22 protein-coding genes are annotated in these 24,302 nt (G+C 73.9%); 13 read left to right on the plus strand and 9 right to left on the minus strand.

The window, feature by feature from the left end:
• The first annotated feature begins 43 nt into the window (after nt 1–43).
• Entirely contained in the window at nt 44–754 is a 711-nt protein-coding gene (locus tag Aut01nite_RS26400; protein WP_236642816.1) for an HAD family hydrolase, read from the plus strand.
• 136 nt (nt 755–890) lie between these two features.
• Entirely contained in the window at nt 891–1,214 is a 324-nt protein-coding gene (gene fdxA / locus Aut01nite_RS26405) for a ferredoxin (RefSeq protein WP_043527206.1), read from the plus strand.
• 4 nt (nt 1,215–1,218) lie between these two features.
• Here fdxA and Aut01nite_RS26410 read toward each other — a convergent pair whose 3' ends face one another.
• Entirely contained in the window at nt 1,219–1,548 is a 330-nt protein-coding gene (locus Aut01nite_RS26410; RefSeq protein WP_043527208.1) for a TraR/DksA family transcriptional regulator, read from the minus strand.
• Nucleotides 1,549–1,747: 199 nt separating this feature from the next.
• Here Aut01nite_RS26410 and Aut01nite_RS26415 point away from each other — a divergent pair, with 199 nt between their 5' ends.
• Complete coding sequence (locus Aut01nite_RS26415) at nt 1,748–3,325, plus strand: hypothetical protein (RefSeq protein WP_201775547.1); 1,578 nt, start codon at nt 1,748–1,750, stop codon at nt 3,323–3,325.
• 23 nt (nt 3,326–3,348) lie between these two features.
• Nucleotides 3,349–4,110, plus strand: coding sequence for a sterol desaturase family protein (locus Aut01nite_RS26420; protein WP_043527326.1), 762 nt, complete (start codon nt 3,349–3,351; stop codon nt 4,108–4,110).
• On the opposite strand, the gene Aut01nite_RS26425 is transcribed toward Aut01nite_RS26420, so the two are convergent.
• Nucleotides 4,107–4,316: a dodecin gene (locus Aut01nite_RS26425; RefSeq protein ID WP_043527210.1), complete on the minus strand. Its 210-nt coding sequence runs from the start codon at nt 4,314–4,316 to the stop codon at nt 4,107–4,109. The two genes, Aut01nite_RS26420 and Aut01nite_RS26425, sit on opposite strands and share 4 nt — an antisense overlap.
• Before the next feature lie 111 nt (nt 4,317–4,427).
• Here Aut01nite_RS26425 and Aut01nite_RS26430 point away from each other — a divergent pair, with 111 nt between their 5' ends.
• Nucleotides 4,428–5,717 (plus strand): metallophosphoesterase, encoded by a 1,290-nt coding sequence (locus tag Aut01nite_RS26430; protein ID WP_043527212.1) that lies wholly within the window; start codon nt 4,428–4,430, stop codon nt 5,715–5,717.
• Here Aut01nite_RS26430 and Aut01nite_RS26435 read toward each other — a convergent pair.
• Nucleotides 5,714–6,313, minus strand: coding sequence for a TetR/AcrR family transcriptional regulator (locus tag Aut01nite_RS26435; RefSeq protein ID WP_236642817.1), 600 nt, complete (start codon nt 6,311–6,313; stop codon nt 5,714–5,716). The two genes, Aut01nite_RS26430 and Aut01nite_RS26435, sit on opposite strands and share 4 nt — an antisense overlap.
• Nucleotides 6,314–6,419: 106 nt before the next feature.
• Between Aut01nite_RS26435 and Aut01nite_RS26440 the strand changes: the two genes are divergently transcribed.
• The 6 genes from Aut01nite_RS26440 to Aut01nite_RS26465 are packed head-to-tail and all read left to right on the plus strand — an operon-like array spanning nt 6,420 to nt 13,849.
• Nucleotides 6,420–7,763 carry a cytochrome P450 gene (locus Aut01nite_RS26440; protein ID WP_043527215.1) on the plus strand — a complete coding sequence of 448 codons (1,344 nt, stop codon included), beginning with the start codon at nt 6,420–6,422 and terminating at the stop codon, nt 7,761–7,763.
• A 13-nt stretch (nt 7,764–7,776) separates the two neighbouring features.
• Nucleotides 7,777–9,360, plus strand: coding sequence for a succinic semialdehyde dehydrogenase (locus Aut01nite_RS26445; RefSeq protein WP_043527216.1), 1,584 nt, complete (start codon nt 7,777–7,779; stop codon nt 9,358–9,360).
• 32 nt (nt 9,361–9,392) lie between these two features.
• On the plus strand, nt 9,393–10,553 hold the full coding sequence (locus tag Aut01nite_RS26450) for an acyl-CoA dehydrogenase family protein (protein WP_043527218.1): 1,161 nt from the start codon (nt 9,393–9,395) through the stop codon (nt 10,551–10,553).
• Nucleotides 10,550–11,515, plus strand: coding sequence for an acyl-CoA dehydrogenase family protein (locus Aut01nite_RS26455; protein WP_043527220.1), 966 nt, complete (start codon nt 10,550–10,552; stop codon nt 11,513–11,515). The genes Aut01nite_RS26450 and Aut01nite_RS26455 overlap by 4 nt, the downstream gene beginning before the upstream one ends.
• On the plus strand, nt 11,512–13,026 hold the full coding sequence (locus tag Aut01nite_RS26460; protein ID WP_043527222.1) for a class I adenylate-forming enzyme family protein: 1,515 nt from the start codon (nt 11,512–11,514) through the stop codon (nt 13,024–13,026). Before Aut01nite_RS26455 ends, Aut01nite_RS26460 begins: the two co-directional genes overlap by 4 nt.
• The gene (locus Aut01nite_RS26465) at nt 13,016–13,849 is read left to right on the plus strand and encodes an SDR family oxidoreductase (protein WP_043527223.1); all 834 of its coding nucleotides are present in this window, start codon (nt 13,016–13,018) and stop codon (nt 13,847–13,849) included. The genes Aut01nite_RS26460 and Aut01nite_RS26465 overlap by 11 nt, the downstream gene beginning before the upstream one ends.
• Before the next feature lie 3 nt (nt 13,850–13,852).
• Here the strand turns inward: Aut01nite_RS26465 and Aut01nite_RS26470 are convergent, their stop codons facing one another.
• Complete coding sequence (locus Aut01nite_RS26470) at nt 13,853–15,097, minus strand: PQQ-binding-like beta-propeller repeat protein (RefSeq protein ID WP_052163974.1); 1,245 nt, start codon at nt 15,095–15,097, stop codon at nt 13,853–13,855.
• Between the two features lie 112 nt (nt 15,098–15,209).
• Between Aut01nite_RS26470 and Aut01nite_RS26475 the strand changes: the two genes are divergently transcribed.
• Nucleotides 15,210–16,703, plus strand: a complete 1,494-nt coding sequence (locus Aut01nite_RS26475; protein ID WP_043527225.1) for a gluconokinase — start codon at nt 15,210–15,212, stop codon at nt 16,701–16,703.
• 115 nt (nt 16,704–16,818) lie between these two features.
• Here Aut01nite_RS26475 and Aut01nite_RS26480 read toward each other — a convergent pair whose 3' ends face one another.
• The 5 genes from Aut01nite_RS26480 to Aut01nite_RS26500 form a co-directional block, all read right to left on the minus strand.
• A complete protein-coding gene (locus Aut01nite_RS26480; protein ID WP_201775548.1) occupies nt 16,819–17,718 on the minus strand; it encodes a LysR family transcriptional regulator in 900 nt (299 codons plus the stop codon).
• Nucleotides 17,719–17,881: 163 nt separating this feature from the next.
• Nucleotides 17,882–19,015 carry a molybdopterin-binding protein gene (locus tag Aut01nite_RS26485; protein WP_043527228.1) on the minus strand — a complete coding sequence of 378 codons (1,134 nt, stop codon included), beginning with the start codon at nt 19,013–19,015 and terminating at the stop codon, nt 17,882–17,884.
• A gap of 151 nt (nt 19,016–19,166) precedes the next feature.
• Nucleotides 19,167–19,355 (minus strand): hypothetical protein, encoded by a 189-nt coding sequence (locus Aut01nite_RS26490; protein ID WP_043527230.1) that lies wholly within the window; start codon nt 19,353–19,355, stop codon nt 19,167–19,169.
• A gap of 73 nt (nt 19,356–19,428) precedes the next feature.
• Complete coding sequence (locus Aut01nite_RS26495) at nt 19,429–19,839, minus strand: hypothetical protein (RefSeq protein WP_043527231.1); 411 nt, start codon at nt 19,837–19,839, stop codon at nt 19,429–19,431.
• On the minus strand, nt 19,836–20,969 hold the full coding sequence (locus Aut01nite_RS26500; protein WP_204037689.1) for a hypothetical protein: 1,134 nt from the start codon (nt 20,967–20,969) through the stop codon (nt 19,836–19,838). The genes Aut01nite_RS26495 and Aut01nite_RS26500 overlap by 4 nt, the downstream gene beginning before the upstream one ends.
• Nucleotides 20,970–21,011: 42 nt before the next feature.
• Here Aut01nite_RS26500 and Aut01nite_RS26505 point away from each other — a divergent pair, with 42 nt between their 5' ends.
• Complete coding sequence (locus Aut01nite_RS26505; RefSeq protein ID WP_052163975.1) at nt 21,012–24,257, plus strand: DUF4132 domain-containing protein; 3,246 nt, start codon at nt 21,012–21,014, stop codon at nt 24,255–24,257.
• Nucleotides 24,258–24,302: the final 45 nt, after the last annotated feature.

The raw sequence follows: 24,302 nt of genomic DNA on the forward strand, positions 1-24,302 counted from the left end.
GGGCGGCGCGGGAGGGCGCGAGCCGGCCGTTAGGGTCACCGCCGTGCTGGAAACCGCCACCCTCGCGTACGACGCCGTCCTGTTCGACTGCGACGGCGTCCTCGTCGACTCCGAACGCATCACCAACACGGTGCTCCGGACGATGCTGCACGAACTCGGCTGGCAGATCTCCGAAGCCGACTGCTTCCGGCTGTTCGTCGGCCGGGCGCTGCGCGACGAGACCGCCGTCATCACCGCCCACACCGGCTTCACCGTGACCGGCGAATGGCTCGACACCTTCCGCCTGCGCCGCAACGACGCTCTCCTCCGAAACCTGCTGCCGATCCCCGGCGCGGTCGGCGCGGCCCGCGAGATCGACCTCGCGTACCGGGGCAGGATCGCCTGCGCCAGCGGCGCCGACCGGCACAAGGTGGAGTTGCAACTGGCCAAGGTCGGCCTGGACGGCACGTTCGCCGGCAAGATCTTCAGCGGGATGGAGACGCCGCGCAGCAAACCGGCGCCGGACGTCTACCTGGCCGCCGCGGCCGCTCTCGGCGTCGACCCGGCCCGTTCCGCCGTCGTCGAGGACACCCCGACCGGCGTGCGGGCCGGTGTCGCCGCCGGCGCCACCGTCTACGGGTTCTGCCCGCCGGACAGCCCGTCGCACAACGCCCCGCAGGTGCTGCTGGACGCCGGCGCCACCCACATCTTCACCGCCATGGCCGACCTGCCCGCCCTGCTGACCGGCCGGCCCGCCGCTCATCCGGCCCACTGACCCTCCGCGGGCGAAGGCATCCCTGACGGTCTGGTAGGGCAACCGCCCCGGCCGGCCCGGCGCGGGTCGCCGGCGGAGTGAGGGAGATCAACAACGCTTGAGGTCAAGCGGGGTTGAGGTCCTAGCCTCCGTCGGCATGACCTATGTGATCGCTCTGCCCTGCGTGGACGTCAAGGACAAGGCCTGCGTCGACGAATGCCCCGTCGACTGCATCTACGAGGGTGAACGGACGCTGTACATCCAGCCCGACGAGTGCATCGACTGCGGCGCCTGCGAGCCGATCTGCCCCACCGAGGCGATCTACTACGAAGACGATCTGCCCGCCGAGTGGAAGGTGTACGAGGCCGTCAACGCCGAGTTCTTCACCGACCTCGGAACGCCCGGCGGAGCCGCCCGGATCGGCCCCCTGCCGTACGACCACCCGCTGGTGTCGGCGCTGGCGCCGCAACCGGCGCCGTGACCGATCAGGCGGAGCACGCCACACAGCGGCGGGCGAACGGGCGGACCGCGAGCCGTTCCGGCGGAATCGGGCGGGCACAGGACTCGCAGACGCCGTAGGCGCCGGCGTCCAGGCGCGCCAGGGCGTCGTCGACCTCGGCGACCCGCCGGCGGCCCGCGTTCAGCAGGGCGGTCAGCTGGGCGCGCTCGAAACCGACGGTGGCGCCCTCCGGGTCGTGCTCGTCGTCGGCGTTGGAGTCGCGGGAGGCGGAGAACAGGGCCTCCAGATCGCGGGCCAGCGTCGCCACCTCGATCTCCGCCTCCGCGCGCAGCCGCAGCAGTTCATCCCGGACCATTGGCGCAGTTTAACCATTCATGCCATCGCGGTGCATTCTTGAAATGGCGTATCCGGAATCCCCGCGCCCCGGTGGAAACCGTAGACTGCGGCGGCGAACGACGGCGGTGACGCGTTCGGGTGGGGGAGGGGCACGTATGCAGGAATCAACGGAATCGGCCGAGTCCGACGGAAATGGGGATTCCCATTCCGGTGAAGAGGTGACGACGGTTCTGGTGGAGGCACTTCCCGGCGTCGCGATCGTCTTCGGTGAGGTTCCGCCGGACCTGAAAGGCGATCTGGTGGAATTCGGGCTGGTGCCGGCCGGCGACCGTACCCGGATCTCCACCGTCCTCGGCGCCGTCGGCAACACCGCGGCCGTGGCCGGCAACCTGGGCAGCGCGATCGCCGGAGCGCAGGGCCTCTACCGGCTCAGCGACGCGACCCAGGCCGTCCTGCGGGCGGGCGGAACCCTCGCCGTCAAGGACGGCGCGAACCTCGGCGCGGTCTTCCTGAACGGCCGCATCGTGCACCAGGCCCGCCTCATCCCGGCGGCGACGGTGACCGCGGCCGGCGCCTTGGCCGCGGTCGGGCCGGTCCTCGCCATGGTCGCCCTGCAGATGCAGCTCAGCGAGATCACCGGGTTCGTCCGGACCAACATCGCGCTGACCGGCCAGGTGCTCCGGGAGATCCGCAACGAGCAGTGGGCCGAGCTGACCGGCCTGGTCGCCACCGTGGACGGCGCCATCGACCAGGCCCGCGCGGTCGAGACGGTTCCCGCGTCGGTGTGGGAGGGGGTCGCCGGCAGCAAGGCGCTGCTGCTCAAACAACGCGACCAGTACCAGCGCAACGTGCGCGGCCACATCGAGCAGATCGACCGGCTCGGCACGCGGGCCCGCCGGGAGTACCTGGAGACCAACGCCGAGGCGATCGTCTTCGACGCGCACGCCCTGCTGTCGTCGGTGAAGGCGTGGATCGGATACCAGGCGCTGCACGCCGCCCGGGCCCGGGCCACCGGCGCGGACGACGCCGCCGAGGCCGGACTCGTCGAGGTCCTCGCGCGCCAGACCCGGACCGAACTGGACAGCGCGCTCGCCGAGACCCGGCGCCTGGTCGACGCGCTGACCCGGGAGCTGCGCATCCTCGCCGAACTGCCCGGCCGGGACACGCTGCCGCTGCCCGGGAAACGCAAGGACGCGAAAGCGGCCCGGGACATCTCCGCAAGCCTGCTGTCGGTGCTCGAACCGCTCGCCGACGCCCTGCACCCACCGGCCTCGCCGCTCGCGGTCCCGGACGTCGTCTGCGCGCCCGACTCCCTCGATCCGGAACCGTACCTGCGGATCCTGCGCTGGTTCCTCGCCGACGACGAGAGACTCGAGGTCCTCGCCTTCGCCGACCCGGCCGACAGCCCGGACGTCGTCTCCACGATCATCGGCGGCGCGCGGGGCATGTTCGGGGCGGCGAAGGAGAAGGCGCCGGCGCGGACCATGGTCGCCGTCACCGACCGCCGCATCCTGGTGACCGGGACGAACCCGTTCCTCGAGGAGGGCGACGTCCAGCGGGAGATCCCCGTCGACCAGGTGCGGTACGTGCGGGTGACCACCGTCGCCGACAAGACGCCCCGCCCGGCGATCGACCTGATCACCCGGGACGAGAACCTGCGCTGGACGTTCCCGGCCGACGTCGACGGCGATCACGTCGGCGCGGCCGCCGCCGTGCTCGCCGAGTCGATGACGATCCCCGAGTCCGAACGCCGGGAACTGCGCGGGCGCGGGCCCGCCTCGATCACCGCGGGTTGACGGCCGGCGGCAGGATGGCGGGCATGCTGGAGTTCCTCGCGACGCTGCACCCCGGCTGGTTCGCCCTCCTGGCCCTGGTGGAGAACATCCTGCTCGTCGGGGTGGGCGCGCTGCTCGGGCACGTCGCGTTGCGGCTGCCCGGCGCGCGGCGGCTCACCCCGGACCCCGGCCCGGTGAACCCCCTGGAGCTCGCGCTGGTCGGCAGCACCACGCTGCTGAACACGGCCGTCACCGTCGCCGGGTGGTGGCTGTGGAAGGACGGCGTCATCGTGCTGCGGACGGATGCCGGCGCCGGCACGATCGTCGAGCTGGCCGTGCTGGTCCTGGTGATGGACGTGCTGATGTACGCGGGGCACGCCACCGTGCACCTGCGGGCGCTGTTCCCGTGGGTGCACCGGCTGCACCACGTGTTCGCCGACGCCCGGCCGATCACCCTGTTCGCGCTGCATCCGCTGGAGGCGATCGGGTTCGGGGCGATGTGGCTGGTGGTGCTGGCGGTGCACCCGTTCACGGTGGGGGCGCTGGCGGCGTACACCGCACTGAATCTGATCTTCGGGATCCTCGGGCACCTCGGGGTGGAGCCGCTGCCGCCGGCCGTGCGCCGCAATGTCGTCTTCCGCTGGGTGGCCACGCCCGCCATGCACGTCGGGCACCACGCCGAACCCCGTTACAACCTGGGCTTCTACACCACCGTGTGGGACCGGCTCTTCGGCACGCTGGAGCCGGGGTACGACCGGCGGCGCACCGCGGACGTCCCCGAGCCCTATCCAGCGCGTCCGGCCTAGTCGTCGACGCGGAAGCCGAGTTTCACCAGCACCTGGTAGTGGGCCACCTCCCCGTCCACCACCTGGCCACGGATCTCCTTGGCCTCGAACCACTCGATGTTGCGCACCGTCTCCGCGGCCTTCTTGATCGCGGTCCGGATGGCGTCGTCGACGCTCGTCGGGCTGCTGCCGACGACCTCGGTCAGTCGATACACGTGATGGGTCACCGGCCCAACCTACCGGTGTGAGCCACGCTACGGCGGGACGTTCTCAGCGTTTCGACAGGCGGCCGCTGGTAGTTTTCGCCGTCAATCGAGTCGGAGGACGGGCACCAACCCATGATCGTTTTAGCCGTGCTGGCGGCAGTTCTCGTCTTCGCCGTTTTCGGCGCGCTGCACTGGTACCTGTGGCGGCGCCTGGTCGCGGCGACCACCACGCCGGGAAGCCGGTGGCGGCGGGCCGGGACGGTGCTCTTCACCGCCGCGCCGATCCTGGCGGTCGCGGCGATGGGCGGCGAGTCGCCGCCGCTGCCGCTGGCGGTGAAGACCGCGTTCGCCTGGCCGGGCTACATGTGGCTGGCGATCTTCCTGTACCTGCTGCTCGCGGTGCTGGCCGGGGAACTGGTACGGCCACTGCTGACCCGCTGGCTGCGCAGCCGGGAGGCCGCGCCGGCGCTCGTCGGGGCGGTGGGCGACACCCGTACCCCGGAGGAAGAACCGGGAACCGCGCCGCTGCTCGTGGGGGCGGTGGGCGACACCCGTACCCCCGAGGAAGAGCCCGCGACCGCGCCCGCGCCGCCGCAGCTCAACCGCCGCATGTTCGTCTCCCGGGTGGTCGGCGCCGGCGCCGCCGTGGCCGCGGTCGGGACGGTCGGGCTCGGCACCTGGAGCGTGCTCGACGGTCCCGCCGTCAAGCGGATCACCGTGCCGCTGGCCAAGCTGCCCCGCAGCGCGCACGGGTTCCGGATCGCCGTGGTCAGCGACGTCCACCTCAGCGCGGTGCTGGGGCGGGGGTTCGCGCAGCGGGTCACCGACACCGTCAACGCCACCCAGCCGGACCTGATCGCGGTCGTCGGCGACCTGGTCGACGGCGACGTGGACGAGCTCGGGGCGTCGGTGGAGCCGCTGCGGGGGCTGCGGTCGCGGCACGGCACGTTCTTCGTCACCGGCAACCACGAATACTTCTCCGGCGCCGACGAATGGGTGGCCAAGGTGCGTGAGCTGGGCTGGCAGCCCCTGGAGAACGCGCGGACCCCGCTGCCCGGTTTCGATCTGGCCGGGGTCAACGACGTCGCGGGCGCGGACTCGGGCGCGGGGCCGGACTTCGGCAAGGCGCTCGGCGACCGGGATCCGGCGCGCGCGTCGGTGCTGCTGGCGCACCAGCCGGTCCTCATCGACGAGGCGGTCCGGTACGGCGTCGACCTGCAACTGTCCGGGCACACGCACGGCGGCCAGATGTGGCCGGCCACGATGATCGCCGACGCCGCGAACCCGACCCTGGCCGGTCTGGAACAGTACGGCGACACCCAGCTCTACGTCAGCCGTGGCGCGGGGGCGTGGGGACCGCCGGTGCGGGTCGGCGCCCCGTCCGACGTGACGATCGTGCAACTGGCGTCCCGCCAGGCCTAACGGTAGATGCCCAGGAGGGCCCGGGAGGCGGCCTCGACGATCTCGTCGGTGGTCGCCTCCAGGGCGCCGTCCAGCCAGGCGGTGATCAGCTCGGCCATGCCGCCGATGAACAGCATCCCGCCGATCTCGTCCTGCACGGCGCTGCGGCCCGCGGCGCCGAGGCCCGCACGCGACTCGAGGGCCGACTGATGGGCCAGGTGGCGCAGCAGGGCGGTGCGGCGCTGCCGTAACGCCGGCACGGCCACCGACTCCACGATCGCGACCCGGCCCTTGCGCGGGTCGGCGAGCAGCAGCTCCATGAACGCCCGCACCGCCGCCCGGCCCCGCGCCACCGGGTCGTCGCCGGCGGCCTCGGCGGCGGCCCGGCTGGTCTCCTCGATCTCGGCCGCTATCGCGTCCATCACCGCTTCGAGCAGCTGGTCGAGGCCGGTGAAACTCTCGTAGAGGTACCGCTCGCTGAGGCCGGCCTCGGCGCAGACCGCGGTCATCGTGGTGCGGGCGCGCGGGTCGGCCCAGACGGTGAGGGCGGCGGCGAGCAGCCGGGCGCGGCGCCGGGCCACCCGGTCGACGGCGCTGACGCCACGGTAGACCGCCATGTCCGCAACCATGCCACAACAGGCCCGAAACATTGACAGGGCTCTCTTCCAGATCCAGGCTGGCCGATACGGACGCCATCGCGAGATGAGCGAGCGAGGTGAGCCCATGACGGCGGAGACGCGGACCCCGAGAGCCCTCCCCGAGTTGCGCCGCGAGGACCGTGGCCTGCCCTGGATCGGCAACCTGTTCGTCTACCAGAAGGACCCGGTCGCCTACTACCGGCGGCAGTGGGCGCGGTACGGGCCGGTCGCCCCGTCCCGCATGCTCGGCCGGACCACGGTGATGCTGCTCGGGCCGGACGCCTGCGGCGCGGCGCTGCAGAACCGGGACAAGGCGTTCGCCAACGGGCCGGCCTGGTCGGAGCTGGTCGGCCCGTTCTTCCGCCGCGGCCTGATGCTCCTCGACTTCGACGACCACCACGGGCACCGGCGGATCATGCAGGAGGCGTTCACCCCGCAGCGCCTGGACGGCTACACCCGCCGGCTGCACCCGGCGATCGCCCACGGCACCGCGGACTGGGAGACCGGCCGGCGGTTCCCGGCGTACCGGCGGCTCAAGCAGTTGACCCTGGACATCGCCGCGGACCTGTTCATGGGCGGCGCGCGCGACACCGGCGCGGCCGAGATGGCCCGGGTCAACCGGGCGTTCATCGCCTGCGTGCAGGCCGCCGGCGGGATGCTCCGGGCCGATGTGCCGTTCACCCGCTGGGGTCGTGCCTATCGCGCCCGGCGGGTCCTCGAAGGTTTCCTGCGGCACTACCTGCCGGCCAAGCGGGCCACCGCCACCGACGACATCTTCTCCGTGCTGTGCCACATCGAGACCGAGGACGGCGACCGGTTCTCCGACGACGACGTCATCAACCACATGATCTTCCTGATGATGGCGGCGCACGACACGTCGACGATCACCACCACCGCGATCCTGCAGTACCTGGGCCAGCATCCGGACTGGCAGGAACGCTGCCGGGCGGAGGCGCGGGCGCTCGGCCCGGCGCCGGACCGGGCCGCGCTGGAGTCGCTCGTCTCGCTGGACCTGGTGATGCGGGAGGCGCTGCGGCTGCGCACGCCGGTGCCGGTGCTGGTCCGCTACACGGTCAAGGACACCGTGGTCGAGGGCGTCCGGATCCCGGCGGACACGTTCTGCTCGCTCGGGCTCCAGTTCACCCACCTGATGGAGGAGCACTGGACCAACCCGATGGTCTTCGACCCGGAGCGGTTCGGGCCCGGGCGCCGGGAGGACCGCTCGCACCGGTTCGCGTGGGAGCCGTTCGGCGGCGGCGTGCACAAGTGCATCGGCCTGCATTTCGCCGGCCTCGAGGTCAAGGCGATCATGCACCGGCTGCTGCGCGGCCACCACTGGAACGTCGACCCCGGCTACGTGCCGCCGATGGACCAGCACGCGCTGCCGTTCCCCAAGGACGGCCAGCCCATCGTCCTGGTCCGGAACTGAACGGGGGCCGGCTGTGGACACCGGACCGGTCAGCGCCCATCGGCCCGCCTGGCTGACCGGGGCCCGGCTCGCCTCGCTGCGCCGCTGGGTCGCCGTGCCCGCCTCCGGCGGCAAGACCACGCACACCCCGATCGCGCCGTACGACGCCCTGCCGACCGTCGCCGTGCCGGTGTGCACCCCCGAGGACGTCGAGAGCGCCGCCGCACGGGCCCGGACCGCGCAGGAACCGTGGGCCGGACTGTCGTACGGCGCCCGCGCGGAGGTCGTACTCCGCTTCCATGATCTTCTCGTCGCGCGCCAGGACGAGGTGCTCGACCTGATCCAGTGGGAGACCGGCAAGGCCCGCCTGCACGCCTGGCAGGAGGTGCTGCTGCTGGGCACGGTGGCCCGCCACTACGCCCGGCACGGCCGCTCCTACCTGGCCGACCGGACCGTGCGCCCGGCCGTCCCGCTGCTCACCCGGGCCCGGGAGCTGCGCCTGCCCAAGGGTGTCGTCGGGATCATCGCGCCCTGGAACCATCCGCTCTACCTCGGCGTCGGCGACCTGATCCCGGCGCTGCTGGCCGGTAACGCCGTGCTCGGCAAGGCCGACGGCCAGACCCCGCTGACCCTGCTGTGGGCCCGTGCCCTGATGGCCGAGGCGGGCCTGCCGGAGAACGTCTGGCAGGTCGTCACCGGGGACGGGCCGACCATCGGCTCGGCGGTCGTCGACGCCGTCGACCACCTGTGCTTCACCGGTTCCACCGCCACCGGACGGGCGGTGGCCGAACGTGCCGCCCGCCGCCTCATCGGTGTCTCCCTGGAACTCGGCGGCAAGAACCCGCTGATCGTCCGCGCCGACGCCGACCCGGACCTGGCCGCCCGCGGCACCGTCGAGGCCGCGTTCGCCAACAGCGGCCAGATGTGCGTCCACATCGAGCGGGTGATCGTGGACGCCGCGGTGTACGACGCGTTCACCGCCGCGCTGCTGGCCGCCACCAGCGGGCAACGGCTCGGCCAGGGTCTCGGCTACGGCTACGACATCGGGCCGCTCGCCACCCGCGCCCAGCTGGAGAAGGTCGGCGCGCACGTGACCGACGCGGTCGCCAAGGGCGCGACGGTGCTCGCCGGTGGCCGGGCCCGCCCCGACATCGGCCCGTACGCCTACCAGCCCACCGTCCTGGCCGACGTCACCGACGACATGGACCTGTGCCTCGGCGAGACGTTCGGGCCGGTCCTGGCGCTGCACCGGGTGTCCGGCGACGCGGCCGCGATCGCCGCCGCCAACCGCGGCCGGCACGGCCTGTCCGCCGCCGTCTTCAGCCGGGACACCGCCGCGGCCGAGGCGATGGCCCGCCGGATCCGGGCCGGCGCCGTCAACGTCAACGACGGGGCCGGACTGGCCATCGGCACGGTGGAGGCGCCGATGGGCGGCCGCGGCGACAGCGGGCTGGGCCGCCGGCACGGCCCGGAGGGCATCCGCCGGTTCACCGACGCGCAGACGGTGGCGGTGTCCCGTCTCGGGCCGATCGGCCCGCCGCCGGGCCGGCCGGCGGAATCGTTCGTGAACCTCGGCAACAGACAGTTGCGGCTGCTGCGGCGGCTCGGCATCCGGTGACCCCCGGTATCCGGTGAGCAGAAGGGATCAGTGTGGATTTCGACGACACTCCCGACGAGGCGGCCTGGCGCACCCGGGTCCGCGCGTTCCTCGAACAGAGCCGACCCGATCCGGACGATCCGCGGGGCTGGCAGGCCGCCCTGTACGAGGCCGGCTTCGTCGGGGTGGCCTGGCCGGTGGAGGCCGGTGGCCGCGGCGGCACCCTGATGCAGCAGGCGATCGTCGACCAGGAGATGGCCCGGCTCGGGCTGCCCGCCCTGATCAACCTGATCGGCATCGGGATGTGCGGGCCCACCGTGATCATGCACGGCAGCGCGGATCAGAAGAGCCGTTATCTCCAGCGGCTGCTGCGTGCCGACGACCTGTGGTGCCAGCTGTTCAGCGAGCCGGAGGCCGGCAGCGACCTGGCCGCGCTGCGGACCCGGGCGGTACGCGAACCGGGCGGCGGATGGCGGATCACCGGCCAGAAGGTGTGGACGACCCTCGCGCACCTGGCCGATTACGGGATCCTGCTCACCCGTACCGATCCCGGCGTCCCGAAACACCGCGGCCTCACCATGTTCGTCGTCGACATGTCGGCGCCCGGCGTCACCGTGCGGCCGTTGCGGCAGATGAACGGCGATGCCCACTTCAACGAGGTGTTCTTCGACGACGTGGCGATCCCCGACAGTGAACGCCTCGGCGAGCCCGGCGACGGTTGGCGGGTGGCGCTGACCACGCTGATGAGCGAACGGCTGTCGCTCGGTGGCGGCGGCACCGGGATCGGCCCCAAACCGGAGGCGGTGGCCCGGCACGTCGCCGCCCATCTCGGCGCGCTGTCCGCCGACCGGCAGGCCCTCGCCCGCCAGCAGCTCGGCCGGGGGTACGTGGCCGCGCTCGGCGCCCGCTACACCGGCTACCGGCAGCTGTCCCGGATCAGCCGCGGCGAACTGCCCGGCCCGGAGGCGTCCGCGGGCAAACTGAGCGGCACCCGATCCGCCCGCGACCTGACCGACCTGGCCGTACGGGTGCTCGGCGAGGATGCCCGCGTCGCCGGTGACATCTGGCAGAACGCCCAGGCCGTGCTGCCCGGGATGGCCATCGCCGGCGGCAGCGACCAGGTGCTGCGCAACATCATCGGGGAGCGGGTCCTCGGCCTGCCCGCCGAGCCCCGAGCCGACAAGGGCGTCACCTTCAGGGAGAGCATCGGATGAACTTCGACCTGGACACCGAGCACCTCGACCTGGCCGCCGCGGCCCGGGAGTTCCTGTCGGCGTCGGCGTCACCGGCGGCCGCCCGGGCCGCCCTCGACGGCGGCGCCGCGGTCCGGCCCGGCCGGGAGGAACTGGTCAAGAGCGGATTCGCGACGATCACCTGGCCGGACAGCGGCGGCAGCGTCCTGCACCTCGCCGTGGTCGCCGAACAGGCCGGCCGGGTCCTCGCCGGACCGTCGCTGGTGACGTACGCGCGGGCGGCCGTGCTCCTCGACGGCGACGAGGAGCGACTGGCCGGGATCGCCGACGGCAGCCTGGCCGTGGCGGTCGTCGACGACGACGGGCCGGTCCTCGACGCGGCCGGGGCCACCACCTTCCTGGCGCTGCGGGACGGGGCGCTGGTCTGCGGGCCGGGCGAGGTCACCGTGCGGGCGCCGATCGACGCGACCCGCGGGCTCGGCGACGTCGCCCTGGGCGAGACCACGGTCCTGGTACCCGACGCGGCGGCGCGGTGGCGGCGGGCCGATCGGGTGGGCCGTACCATCCTCGCCGCCGAAGGCCTCGGCGCCGCCGCCTGCCTGCTCGACATGGGCGTGGCGTACGCCGGACAGCGCCAGGCGTTCGGCCGGGCCATCGGCTCCTACCAGGCCGTCAAGCACATGCTCGTGGACGTGTACGTCGAGGTGGAGCAGCTGCGGTCGCTGGTCTGGTGGGCCGCCTGGGCCGCCGACCACGCGCCCGGCGAACTGCCGCTGGCCGCGGCCGCCGCCAAGGCCGCCGCCGCGACCACCCTGGAACACGCGGCCGAGACGGCGATCCAGGTGCACGGCGGCGCCGGGTTCACCTGGGAACACGACGCGCACCTGTACTGGCGGCGGGCCAAGGTGGACCGGTTCCTGCTCGGCGACGACACCGCGGCCTTCGACGAGGTCGCCCGGCTCGCGATGGGAGCGGCGTCATGACCTCGGTGGGGGAGCACCATCTCGGCCTCCTCGCCGAGCAGGCGTACGAACGGCTCGGCGACTACGAGTCGCTGTTCTTCGAGGGCCGGTGGCTGACCTCCACCGAGATCCACGAACGGTCCACCCGGACCGCCGGCGGTCTGCGCGCACACGGGGTCCGCCCCGGCGACCGGGTGATCGTGATGACGATGAACACGCCCGAGGTGTTCATCGCCTACCGGGCCATCTGGCGGGCCGGCGCCGTGGTCACCCCGGTGATCTTCCTGCAGAGCGAGCCGGAGCTGCGACACATCCTCACCGACTCCGGCGCCACCGCCGCGATCATCAGCCCGGAGCTGGCCACCCTGTTCCGGGCCGCCGCCGCCGGCCTCGACATCGCCACCTTCGTCATCGGCGAGAACTACGCCGACCTGGAGGCCGGCGAACCCGCCGGGATCGAGCCGCGCGCCGACGACGACATGGCGGCACTGCTCTACACCGGTGGCACCACCGGCCGCGCCAAAGGCGTCATGCTCAGTCACCGCGGACTGTGGGAGTCCGGTCACGGGCTCCAGCAGGCCGCCCGGACCAGCGACACCACCCGGTCGCTGCTGCCGTTGCCGCTGTCGCACGCCTACGGCCTGATCGTCGTGATCAGCGGCCTGCATTCCGACCGCCGGCTCGTCTCGGTGCTCCAGCGCTGGTTCGACCCGGCCGGCTGGCTGCGGCTGGTCGCCGAACACCGCCTGGAGACCAGCCCGCTCGTGCCCACCATGCTGCAGATGCTGCTCGCCCAGCCGTACGGCGACCACGACCTGTCGTCGCTGCGGTCCTTCGGCTCCGGCGGCGCCACCCTGCCACCGGCGATCCGGGCCGCCGCCGAGAAGGCGTTCGGCGTCACCGTCCTGCAGGGGTACGGCTGCACCGAGAGCAGCGCGGTGATCTCCGCGGAGACCCTCACCGACCATCGGCCCGGCAGCGTCGGCAAGCCACTGCCGCACGCCGAGGTGGCGATCGTCGACCTGTCCGGCACGGAGCTGCCGACCGGTGCGGACGGCGAGATCTGCGTACGCGGCCCGAATGTGATGCTCGGCTACTGGAACGATCCGGACCTGACCGCGCGGACCGTCCGGGACGGATGGCTGCACACCGGCGACGTCGGGCACCTCGACGCCGACGGTTTCCTCTACGTGGTGGACCGGATCAAGGACCTGATCATCCGGGGCGGGTTCAACGTCTACCCGCGCGACGTCGAGGACGCGCTCCTGGAGCACCCGGCCGTGCAGATCGCCGCGTGCGTGGGCCGGCCGGACACCGAACACGGCGAGGAGGTGGTCGCCGTCGTGCAGCTCGTGCCCGGTCAGCGGGTGGACGGCGCGGAGCTGATCGAGTTCGCCCGGAACCGGCTGGCGAAGTACAAGTACCCCCGCGAGGTGCGGGTGCTCGACGCGGTGCCGCTGACCAGCGTCGGCAAGATCAATCGCCGGGCGGTACGCGACCTGCTGGCCCCGGGAGACCGCGATGACTCGTAAGATCGCCGGGATGGCCGTGATCGTCACCGGCGGCGCGCGGGGCATCGGCCGGGCCACCGCCGAACGCCTGGCCCGGCTCGGGGCGTCGGTCGCCATCGGAGACCTCGACGCCGATCTCGCCGCCACCGTCGCCGCGCCGTTCGGCGACCGGGTCACCGCCGCCCGCCTCGACGTCACCGACCCCGGCTCCTGGGCCGACTTCCTGGCCGGCACCGGCCACCTGGGACCGTGGGATGCGCTGATCAACAACGCCGGGATCATGCCGCTCGGGTCGCTGCTCAAGGAACCCGACCAGCTCACCCGGGCCATCTTCGACGTGAACGTCTTCGGCGCGATCAACGGCACCAAGGCGGTCGCCCCCGGCATGGTCGAACGGGGCCGCGGCCACATCGTCAACGTCGCCTCGGCGGTCGGCCGGATCGCCGTCCCGAACGCGGCCAGCTACTCGGCGTCGAAGTTCGCCGTCGTCGGGTTCAGCGAGGCGATCCGGGCCGAACTCGCGCCCGCCGGCGTCGACGTCACGGTCATCCTGCCCACCGTGGTACGCACCGAGCTGTCCGCGGGCATCCCCACCGGCCGCGGCGTCACCTCGGTCAGCCCGGAGCAGGTGGCCGAGGTGATCGAGTCCGCCCTGCGCAAGCCGCAGCCGGAGCTGTGGGTGCCGCGGTGGGTCCAGGCGCCGACGAAGGTCACCCAGGCCCTGCCGCGGCGGGTCGCGGGCGTGCTCGACCGGCTGTCCGACGCCGGAGGGCTGCTGAGCCGGGCCGACCCGGCCGCCCGCGAGGCGTACGAGGAACGCGCCCGCCGAGCCACCCGCGACTGATCGTCAGGACAGCGCCGGGTGTGCCTGCTGCACATCGGTCTCGGGTAGCGGGCCCACCCCGAACGACTCGTTGACCAGCACCGGGGCCGCGCCGGGCCGGGTCTCCCGGTCCGCGCCGCTCCGGGCGTCGAGCACCACCGGCCCGTTGTCGGTGGTGCCGTAGACGGCGCCGTGCCAGGCGGTCGTCACCCGGGGCGCGACACGGCCGTCGGCCGGCAGCTCCCACAGCCACTTGCCGGTGTCGTCGAAGGCGCTGACCCATTGCTGCGGGCGGCCGGTCTGGCAGACGGTCACGCTCGCCTGATCCCAGACACAGTCCACCTCGTACGCGATCGGGCTGTCCGCGACACTGCTGTCCAGCACCCGGCCGGAAGCCGCCTCGACCAGCTGGAACACCTCCCGGCCGGCGCTGTCGGTCCCGGTGGCGGTGAACACCTTCGGGCTGGCCGGCGCCACCTCCACCAGCCGGTACGGCTTCGACTGCCACTTCTGGCCACCACCGGCCACGTCGAGGGCCCGCATCACGGTGAGGTCCTCGTTCTCTCCCACGACGAGGCCGTCCGCGACCGCCTGGGCGGTGAACCCGGCCCGCTTCCACACCACCTTCCCGGTGGTGATGTCCACCGCGGTGGTGTCCGCACCGATCCGCAGCACGACGGTGGAGCCGTGCGCCCCGACGACGGCCGGCTGCTCCCGGTCGGCGTCCGGATCGGCCGGAAGCTCCGCCCGGGCGACCTCCTCACCGCCGGCCGCGTCGACGGTCAGCACCTCGACGACCGGGCGCGGAGCGGTCGTGCCCTCGCCCCGGACGGTGGCCGCGAACGCGGTGACGACCCGGGCCCGCCCGCCGTCGTCGACCAGCACCGGCGGCGTCGGAGCGTACCGGCCCGACCAGTCGATCATGTCGGTGTCGAACGCCGGCTCGTTGCGCGGTGTCAGGGCGCCGGTGCTCGCCCCGCTCGGCAGGTCGACGACCAGCAGCTGGTCCACCGAGGCCACGTACGCCCGGGCGCCGGCCAGCAGCACCGGCAGCCGGCCGTTCTTCCCGCGTCGCACGCTCGGCGGCAGCGGCGCGCCGAGCGGGCCGAAGGTGCGCGGCGGATCGAACGCGGCCGGCGCCGGGCTCGTGGCGGCGACGCTCTTCTCCGGCATGGCGTCCGGTGTGTCCGGTGTGGCGGGAGTGCCGCAGCCGGCGACCAGGACCGTCCCGGCGATCCCGGCCAGCAGACGGCTCCATCGCGATGTCATGAATTCTCCCCGTGATCGTGACAGCGGCCGGAGTCTATCCGTGTCCCGGCGGGCGGGTTCCGGGTCGGTTAGGGTCGAGCGGAGATCTCCGGCGTAGACGACGAGGACCCCGATGACCCGCTCCGACGATGACGTCACCCTGGACTCGGCACAGGACCCGCTGGTCCTGGCGCTGGACATCGGTTCCACCGCGACCCGTGGCGGTGTGCACGACGCCACCGGGCGGCGGGTCCGCGGCCGGCAGTTCAAAGTGGCGCACGCGTTCACCGTCGCGCCCGACGGCACCTCGGTCATCGACCCCGACCAGGTGGCGACCGAGGTGGAGCGGGTTCTCGACGCGGTGACCGCCGAGCCGCGGCTCGGCACCCGGATCGCCGGCGTCGCGATGGACACCTTCGCCGCCTCGCTGATCGCGGTCGACGCGGCCGGGCGGGCGCTGACCCCGTGCCTGACGTACGCCGACTCCCGCAGCGCCGCCGCCGTCACCGCGCTGCGGTCCGAGGTGGACGAGGCGGCGGTCCAGCAGCGCACCGGCACCCGGGTGCACACCAGCTACCACGCCCCGCGCCTGCGCTGGCTGACCGGCGCCCAGCCGGAGGTGGTGGCGCGGGCGGCGTTCTGGTGGTCGCTGGGGGAGTACGTGTGGGCCCGCCTGATCGGGCAGCCGCTCGCCGGGACGTCCACCGTCGCGTGGACCGGCCTGCTCGACCGGCGGACCGGCGAGTTCGACGGCGAGCTGCTCGCCGCCGCCGGGATCGGCGCCGGCCAGCTCTCGCCGCCGCTCGACGTGACCCGGCCGGCGCCGGCGGTGGCTCCGGCGCGCTGGCCCGCGCTGGCCCGGGCGGTCTGGTTCCCGGTCATCACCGACGGTCTGGCCAGCAACATCGGATCCGGGGCGACCGACGCGACGGTGCTCACCGCGGCGACCGCCACCAGCGGCGCGCTGCGGGTGCTGCTCGACGGCCCGGCCGACCCGCTGCCGTTCGGCCTGTGGAACTACCGGGTCGACGGCGGGCGCACCCTGCTCGGCGGGGCGATCAACGACGTCGGGCGGGCGGTCAGCTGGGCGCAGAGCACGTTACGGCTCAGCCCGGCGCTGGGAACCGTGCTGTCCGCGCCACCGAGCGCGGCCACCCCGCTGGTGCTGCCGTACCTGACCGGGGAACGCGCGCCCGGCTGGGCCGGCGGGGTCCGCGCGATGTTCGCCGGGGTGTCGGTGGCCGCCGACGGTGACGCGCTGTTCCGCGGGATCGTCGAAGGGGTGGCCATGACCTACGCCCGGGTCGCCGAGGAGCTGCACCCGGCCGCCCCGCAGGTCCTCGAGGTGGCGGCGGCCGGCCGGGTCAGCAACGACCAGCCGGAGTGGCTCCAGGTGCTCGCCGACGTGCTCGGCCGGCCGGTCACCCACGTGACCCGGCGGCGTGCCACCCAGCGGGGGACGGCGCTGCTCGCCCTGGACGTGCTGGCGCCGGGCGTCGACCGCGCGGCCCGGACCACCGGGGTGACCTTCGAGCCGCGAGCCGCGCACGCCGGCCATTACGCGGAACGGCGGGCGCGGTTCGCCGAACTTTACGACGTGGCGGTGGGCGGGGAGCCGCCGCGCTGAATCAGCCCGGTCATCAGCCGGATTTCCCGGATGTGAGAAGGAAGCGCCGCGATGGCCGCCCACCGTGCCCAGCACTCTACGAGCCGTCCCGGGCACGGTCCACCCGTTTCACCGGTCACAGCAGCGCCCGCGCCGCCGTACGCACATGGCCGCGCAACCACCGCCGTACCGGATCGGTGTCGGTCCGCGGATGCCACGCCATCCCGATCGTCGTGGCCGGCAGCGCGAACGGCAACGGCAGCACCCGCAGCCCGGCCCGCCCGGCCGCGTCGCGTTGCCGGTCCGGGACCAGACAGACCAGATCCGTGGACGCCGCCAGCAGCAGCGCCGGGGCGTGCGCCGGCACGACCATCACCACGTCCCGCCGCAACCCCAGCCCGGCCAGGTGCTCGTCGAGCGGCCCGGCGGCCAGGCCCTTGCGGGACACGCCGATGTGCCCGGCCGCGGCGATCCGCTCCGCGGTCAGGTCACCCCGGGTGAGCGGATGATCGGGCCGGACGGCGAGCGCCGGGGTGAGCGTCCCCAGGCTCTCGGTCAGCGTCTCCGGGTCGGTGTGGTCGATCGCGCCGACCTCCAGATCGATCAGTCCGTCGCGCAGCGCCGCGGTGCCCTCGGTGTGGTCGGCGGCGAGCCGTAGCCGTACCCCCGGCGCCTCCGCCCGCATCACCGTGAGCAGCCCGGGCACCAGGTCGGCGGTGAGCACGTCGCTCATCTGCACGGTCACCGTGTGCCGCCACGACGCGGGATCCGCGCCGGCGCCGTCGGCGAGCAGCGCGCCGGCCGTCTCCATCAGCGCCCGCACCCGGGGCCGCAGCCGCACGGCCTGCTCGGTCGGCACCAGCCGGCGCCCGGCGCGGACCAGCAGCGGGTCGCCGAAGTGCCGGCGTAACCGGCCGAGCGTGCGGCTCATCGCGGGCGCCGAGGTGTGCAGGCGCTCGGCGGCGGCGGTCACGCTGCTGGTCTCCAGCAGCGCGTCCAGCGCGACGAGCATGTTCAGATCGGTGCGGGTTGTCACCCGGGCAATGTATCCCTATCGATGTTGCGCCGGTGGTCACCACGACCCCGCTCCTGGCGTCAGGGGATGACGAGCGACATGCCGGTGGCCGCTCCCGGGCGGATCCCTCAGGGTATCCGCAGCGGGGCGGCTCTCTCAGGGTATCCGCAGCGGGGCGGCTCTCTCAGGGCACCCGCAGCAGGGTGGCGGGTGAACCGGGCGTCCAGTCGCCGGGCAGGACGGCGAGGAAGTCGGCGTTCGCGGCCGCGTGCAGGCCGACGGAACCGGCGCCGATCAGCGTCCCGTCCGCCTCGGCGGGGACGATGCGGACGCCGCCGGGCATCAGCTTCGGGCTTCCGGAGACCGGGGCGCACGGCAGAACGGCGGCGGGGCGCCCGGCCAAGGCGGTCAGGAGCGGTTCGAGGAGGGTCAGGGCGGCGACCAGGCCGGCGTACGGGTTCCCGGGCAGACTGACCACCCAGCGCCCGTCCGGCAGCACCGCCAGGGCCTGGGGATGCCCGGGCCGGCAGGCGACACCGCGGACCAGCCAGGTCGCCCCGCCCGCGCTCAGCAGCTCGTGCAGGTGGTCCGCGGCGCCCGCCGACGACGATCCGCTGACCACGACGACGTCGGTGCCCGCCTCCCGCAGCGCGGCGTCGAGGAGATCCCGCCGGTCCGGCAGCAGCCGCCGCCCGTCCAGAACACCACCGGCACGGGCGGTGACCGCGGTGACCAGGCCGGTGAACGTGTCCCGCACCTGACCCGGCCCCGGCACCCCGTCGGAGATCACCTCGTCCCCGGTGACCAGCAACGTCACCGTCGGCGCCCGATGAGCCAGCACCTGCTCGGCCCCGGCCTGCTCGGCGGCCGCCACCACGGTCGCCGTCACGGTCCGCCCGGCCGGCACGACCAGGGCGCCGACGGCGAGACTGTCACCGGCCCGGCGGATGTGGGCCCGCTCCGGGCGCCCCGCGCTCACCACGCCACCGTCCACCGCACACCGCTCGTACGGGATCACCGCCTCGGTCCCCGCCGGCACCGGCGCCCCCGTCGCGATCTCCACCGCGCACCCGGGCGTCACGACCGGCCCGCCCGTCACCGCACCGGCCAGCACCCGCCCCCGGATCGTCCACGGCCCGGCGCCGGCCACCGCGTACCCGTCCATGGCCGCGTTGTCGAACGCCGGAACCGGCCGCTCGCACCGCACCGCCGCCGCCAGCACCCGTCCGGCCGCCGCACCCACCGGGGTCGGCTCACCGGGCAGTGGCTTGGCGCTGTCCCGCGCGGTCGCATAGGCCTCGGCCCACGACTTCTGCACCGGCCGAGTAGACCCGCCCGGTGTGTCCGTCCCGTACCCGTCCCGCTGCCGCCGTGCGACCAAGACCTCTCCCACCGTCCGCCCCCATTGTGACCGGCTGCCCACCAGGATCCTCGCGTTCGCCCGGGCCGCCCGGTCAGGGCCACAGGTCCTATCTTCGCTGGGCGCGGTAGCGGCGCAGCAGGGCCGTGATGCGGGCCGGGTCGGCGGGGCCGTTCAATTCGTCGAGCAGGTCGTCGGGGCACAGCTCGTAGTGGTCGCCCCACCAGCGGCGGGCCTTGTTGTCCCAGATCCGGTAGCCGCCGGGGACGCCGCGGGCCACGTACCGTCGCCGGCTCATGCCGGAGTGCCCGGCGGCAGCGGGCGGCCGGAGGCACCGGCCACCTGATCGGGCACCGCGCCGTCTCGCCCGGTCATGGCGCCGGCAGGACCGTGGACTGCAACTGCCCGCAGTGGGCTCGCAGGACCTCCAGCGCGCGTTCACTGACGGTCAGACCGACCCCCGGAAGGAAGGCGATGTCCTCCGCCGGGTCCTCGCCGGGGATCAGCCGCAGCAGGGGAGGCGGCGGCGTGCCGGGTTCGGCGAACGAGTCCTCGCCGAGCAGACCCCGGGCCGGGCCGGTACGGAAACCGCCCACCCCGCGCGACTCCAGGTCGGCGGCCAGCGCCGGGCTGACCACCAGTTTCGCCAGGCGGCCCGCCAGCGCGTCGGGCACCCAGCTGAGCTCCACGACGAAGACACCGTCCTGCTCCTCCGACCAGTCCCAGGCGGGGTCCGGCTCGAGTACGTACCGCTGCGGTTGCGCATGATCCTCGGACGTCATGGGCGAGAGTCAACCACGGTCGCGCGGCCCAGTTCCGGGGTGAGGAGGCTCATCAGGGCACGGAGGCCGTTCTGGTCGGGGGTCGCGTACGGGCTGCCGTCGGCGTCGATGTCCCGCAGGGCGGCCACGATCCGCGGCGGGTCGGTGTCGGCGAGGGCCTCGGCGAGCCGCAGGGCCGCTTCCCGGCCGGTGCCGGGCACGGCCGCCCGCAGGTCACCGATCGCCGCCCGTACCGCGGCTCCGTCTTCCGGACAGGCCGCGACCAGCGCCGCGAGACAGAAACGCACCAGATCGGACTCCTGGTCCCAGCGTGCGGTCAACCGTCCCATCGACGCGGAGACCGCCACCCGGGCGGCGGCGGCCTCGGGCGGCTCCACCGCCGGACGGTTCAGGGCACGCCGGCCCACCGTGGCGATCACGAACAGGCCCACCAGGATCCACGAGCGGAGCCGGTCACCGATGCGGGAGTCGGTGGCCAGCGCGACGAGGTCCGGAACCGCGGCGGCCGTCTCCGGGCCGCAGGTCCCCTGGTGCAGGACGCTGTCGAAGAGGGCGTCCACCATCTCGCCCGCGTCGTCGCCGACCTCCTCGTCGTCGAGGTGCCCGCCGGCCGTCAGGCGCTCGGCGACCGCGGCTCGCTCGGCCCCCTCGTCGGGTGTCGCCCGGTAACGCAGCGGCGGGGCCGAGGGCGGCGCCGGCCGTGACGGGACGGGCGGGGCCGGGGGCGTGCGCCGGCGCTCGGCCTCCTCCGCGGTGAGCTCGTGGACGAGACCGTCCCTGATGAAGGTCCGGAGGACGGTGGACTCAGCCCCGCCGCCGGGGCCGTAGCAGACACCGCCGTGACCCCGGGCGATCGCCTCCACCGCCGCGGTCTCCGGCGGCACGGTCCCGGCGAAGGGGTCGCAGAACACGCTGAAGACGTCCCACCAGCCGGCGAACTCGGGGCGGCCGGGACCGGCGGGGTCGACAGCGCGGACGGCGACCAGCCGGTGCCCGCGCCCGGCGAGTTCGCCGGCGACCGCCCGGGCGGCCGGTTCGGTGGGCAGTGTCAGGAGATAGGTGTGCGCGAACGGCTCGCCGATCATCGCGGGATCACACCACATCGGCGTGCCGCGGATGTCGTACCCCACCGCTAGTCTTCGCCACAGTTCTGATGGGGAGGGTGGTTCCGGGTGGGCGAGGTTCCGGCGATCGTGAAACGGCACCGGTATGTGCGACGGGGCAGTGTGGACGCGCCACCCTTCGTGATCGACACGGCCGGTGGCGCGGCGGCCGAGGAGCGGCTGACGGCCGAGCGCGCCGCCGTCGTGGCGATCCTCGACGAGCCGGGGACACCCGAGCCGCTCGCCACCGCCGGTCACGCCTGGCTCGACGGCGACCCCGGTGTGACGCCGGCCGGCGCGGCTGTCGTCCTCGCCGCGCTGAGCACCCGCCTGCCCTACTGGGAGGACACCGCCGCCCTGCTCACCCCGTTCGCCGACGTCTGGATCGCCCGGCACGGCCTGCTCTTCGCCGCCCGCGCCGCTGTCGAGTTCACCGTGCTGGCCGGTCGCGAGCGGAAACGGGCCGACCCGATGCACCGCGGCGCCCTCTACCTGGCCGAGGCCTCGCTGTACGACAACGTCCACCGCGGGCCGCACCGCGACATCCTGCTGCGGGTCCGTGCCGCGCTCGCCCCCGCCCCCGACAGCGCGTTCGCGGAGGTGGTCGCGGCGCTGCGCCCCTACCGGGACCGGAGCTGGAGCGCCGCCGTCGCCACCTCCGTCCTGCTGCCCGGCGAGGCGGACTGGGTCGAGCAGGACGTGCGGACCGTCGCCGCGACCGGGTCCCTGGACAGACATCAGCACGTGGCGGCGCTCCTGCTGATGGCGGCGGGCACGGCGGAGCAGATCGACGCGCTCGCCCCACACCTCACCTCCTGGTGGAACCTGCCGCCGCTGCGCCTGTTCGCCACGCTCGCCGACGGGGCCGGCCCGGCCGCGGCCGGCACCCTGCTGACCTGGCTCGACGTTCCCTACCAGCGCGCCGAGACCCAGCAGCGGCTGCTGTCGGTGCTCGCCGAGCTGGACGATGACGCCGTTTTCGAGGCGCTGCTCGCCCGGCTCGACCGCAGATACGTGCCGGGGGCGGTGCTCGACGCGGCGGCGCGCTTCCCGGCCCGGGCGATGCGGCTGTTCGCCGAGACCGGATCCCCGATGCTGCGCGCCCACCTGGTGGCCCATCCCGATCTCGTCGAGGAGGTGCTGCCCACGCTCGGTCCCGACGCGGCCGGCCGGGTGCGCGAGCTGGCCTCCGCCGCTGCCGCCGTCACGTACGCGCCGCTCTCGGCCGTCCCACCGGTCCTGGCGAGCCCGCCGTGGCTGCACCGGATCAAACCCCCGAAACCGGTCGTGATCGAGGGCTTGAGCTGCGACGACCCGGAGACCGCCGGCTGGCGTGCCGGCGAGCGCGACCGGTGGCTGAACACCCCGGGCGACTGGGGGAGTCCCTGGTTCACCTGGGAGCGCATCGCCGAGCTGGTCACGTCGGCCCAGAACGAGTCGCATGCGCCGACGCTGTTCACCGGCGGTCCCGACGAGATCGTGCGGCCGATCCTGGCTACCTGGCGGCCGGCGTGGGCGCGCCAGTTCGGTCCGTGGGTACGCGTCGCCGCCGCGCGATTCGGGATCGACGCGCTGCCACTCGTGCGGGACGCGGCCGAGCGGCTGCCCGCCATGGTCGACGTGTTGATGCCGTTCTCGTCGCCGTCGGTCGCCGTGTTCATGGCCGACCGGTACTCGCGGATGAAGAGCGCTCGGCCGGCCGCGCTCACCTGGCTGCTGCGGCACGCGGACGTCGCGGCCCGGGCGCTGATCCCGCCGGCGCTCGGCAAGGTGGGGCCGGCCCGGCGGCAGGCCGAGACGGCGCTGCTGGTCCTGCCCGCCGAGACGGTCGTCACGGCCGCCTCCGGGTACGGCCCGGCCGCGTCCGCGGCGATCGCCACCCTGCTGGCCCGGGACCCGCTGATGCTGCTGCCCGCCCGGCTCCCGGTCCACCCGGCGTGGGCGGTGCCGGCCATCCTGCCGCCGATCCGGTTGCGTGACGGGTCGGGCGCGCTGCCACCCGCCACGGTCGAGGCGCTGATCACCATGCTGGCGATCAGCACGTTGGAGGAGCCGTACGCCGGGATCACCCACGTCGCCGCCGCCTGCGAGCCCGGCGACCTCGCCGAGTTCGGATGGGAGCTGTTCGAGGCCTGGCAGCGGGCCGGGGCCGACGCCAAGCAGGGATGGGTGCTCGACGCCCTGGCGCTGCTCGGCGACGACACCACGGTCCAGCGGCTCACCCCGCTGATCCTCGCCTGGCCGGGCGAGGGCGGGCACGCGAAGGCGGTCACCGGTGTCCGGGTGCTGGCGGCGATCGGCAGCGACGTCGCGCTGACGCGGCTGTACGGGATCGCCCAGCGCGCCAAGTTCAAGGGCCTCAAGACGGCGGCCGAGGAGAAGATCACCGAGGTGGCCGACGGGCTGGGGCTGGCCGCCGAGCAGTTGGCCGACCGGCTGGTGCCCGACTTCGGGCTCGCCGCCGACGGCAGCCTCACCCTCGACTACGGCACCCGCCGGTTCCAAGTCGGCTTCGACGAGCAGCTGAAGCCGTACGTGGCGGACGCCGCCGGGAAACGCCTCCGGGACCTGCCGAAACCGGCGACCCCGGTCGCCGAGGAGTCCCGGAGACGGTTCGCCGCGCTGAAGAAGGACGTGCGCGCCGTCGCCGCCGACCAGGTGCGGCGGCTGGAGCAGGCCATGGTCGCCGGGCGGCGCTGGACACCCGACGAGTTCAGCAGGTACTTCGCCGGGCATCCGCTGCTCGGGCACATCGTGCGGCGGCTCGTCTGGACCGTGTCGAACGGCGACGCGTTCCGGATGGCCGAGGACCGCAGCTACGCCGACGTGACCGACGAGCCGTACACGCTGCCCGGCGATGTCACGGTCGGGGTCGCGCACCCCCTCGACCTGGCGGGCGCCCTCGCCGGGTGGAGTGAGATCTTCGCCGACTACGAGATCCTCCAGCCGTTCCCCCAGTTGGCCCGGGAGACGTACCCCGCGGCCGACGAGGACCTGAAACGTCTCGTCGGAGCGGTCGCGCCCGCCGGCCGGCTGCTCGGCCTGGAACGGCGCGGCTGGCGGCGGACCGCGCCGGAGGACGCCGGCGTGCAGAACCGTGTCGAGCGGATCACCGGCGGGCTCACCGTCGTCATCGAACTCGACCCGGGCATCGCCGTCGGACTGCCCGAGGAACTCGGTGACCAGAAACTGGAGGACATCTACGTCCACGGCCAGGCGGGCCGGCAGCCGTTCGCGGCACTCGGGCCGGTCGCCGCCTCCGAAGTGATCCGGGACCTGACCCTCGTCACCGAAGCCGGCGGGCCCGGCCGTTGACCGTGCCGGCCGTTGACCGTGCCGGCGCCGCGATGACCCCGGGTC

The sequence above is a fragment of the Actinoplanes utahensis genome (genome assembly GCF_016862455.1).
Lineage (GTDB): Bacteria > Actinomycetota > Actinomycetes > Mycobacteriales > Micromonosporaceae > Actinoplanes > Actinoplanes utahensis.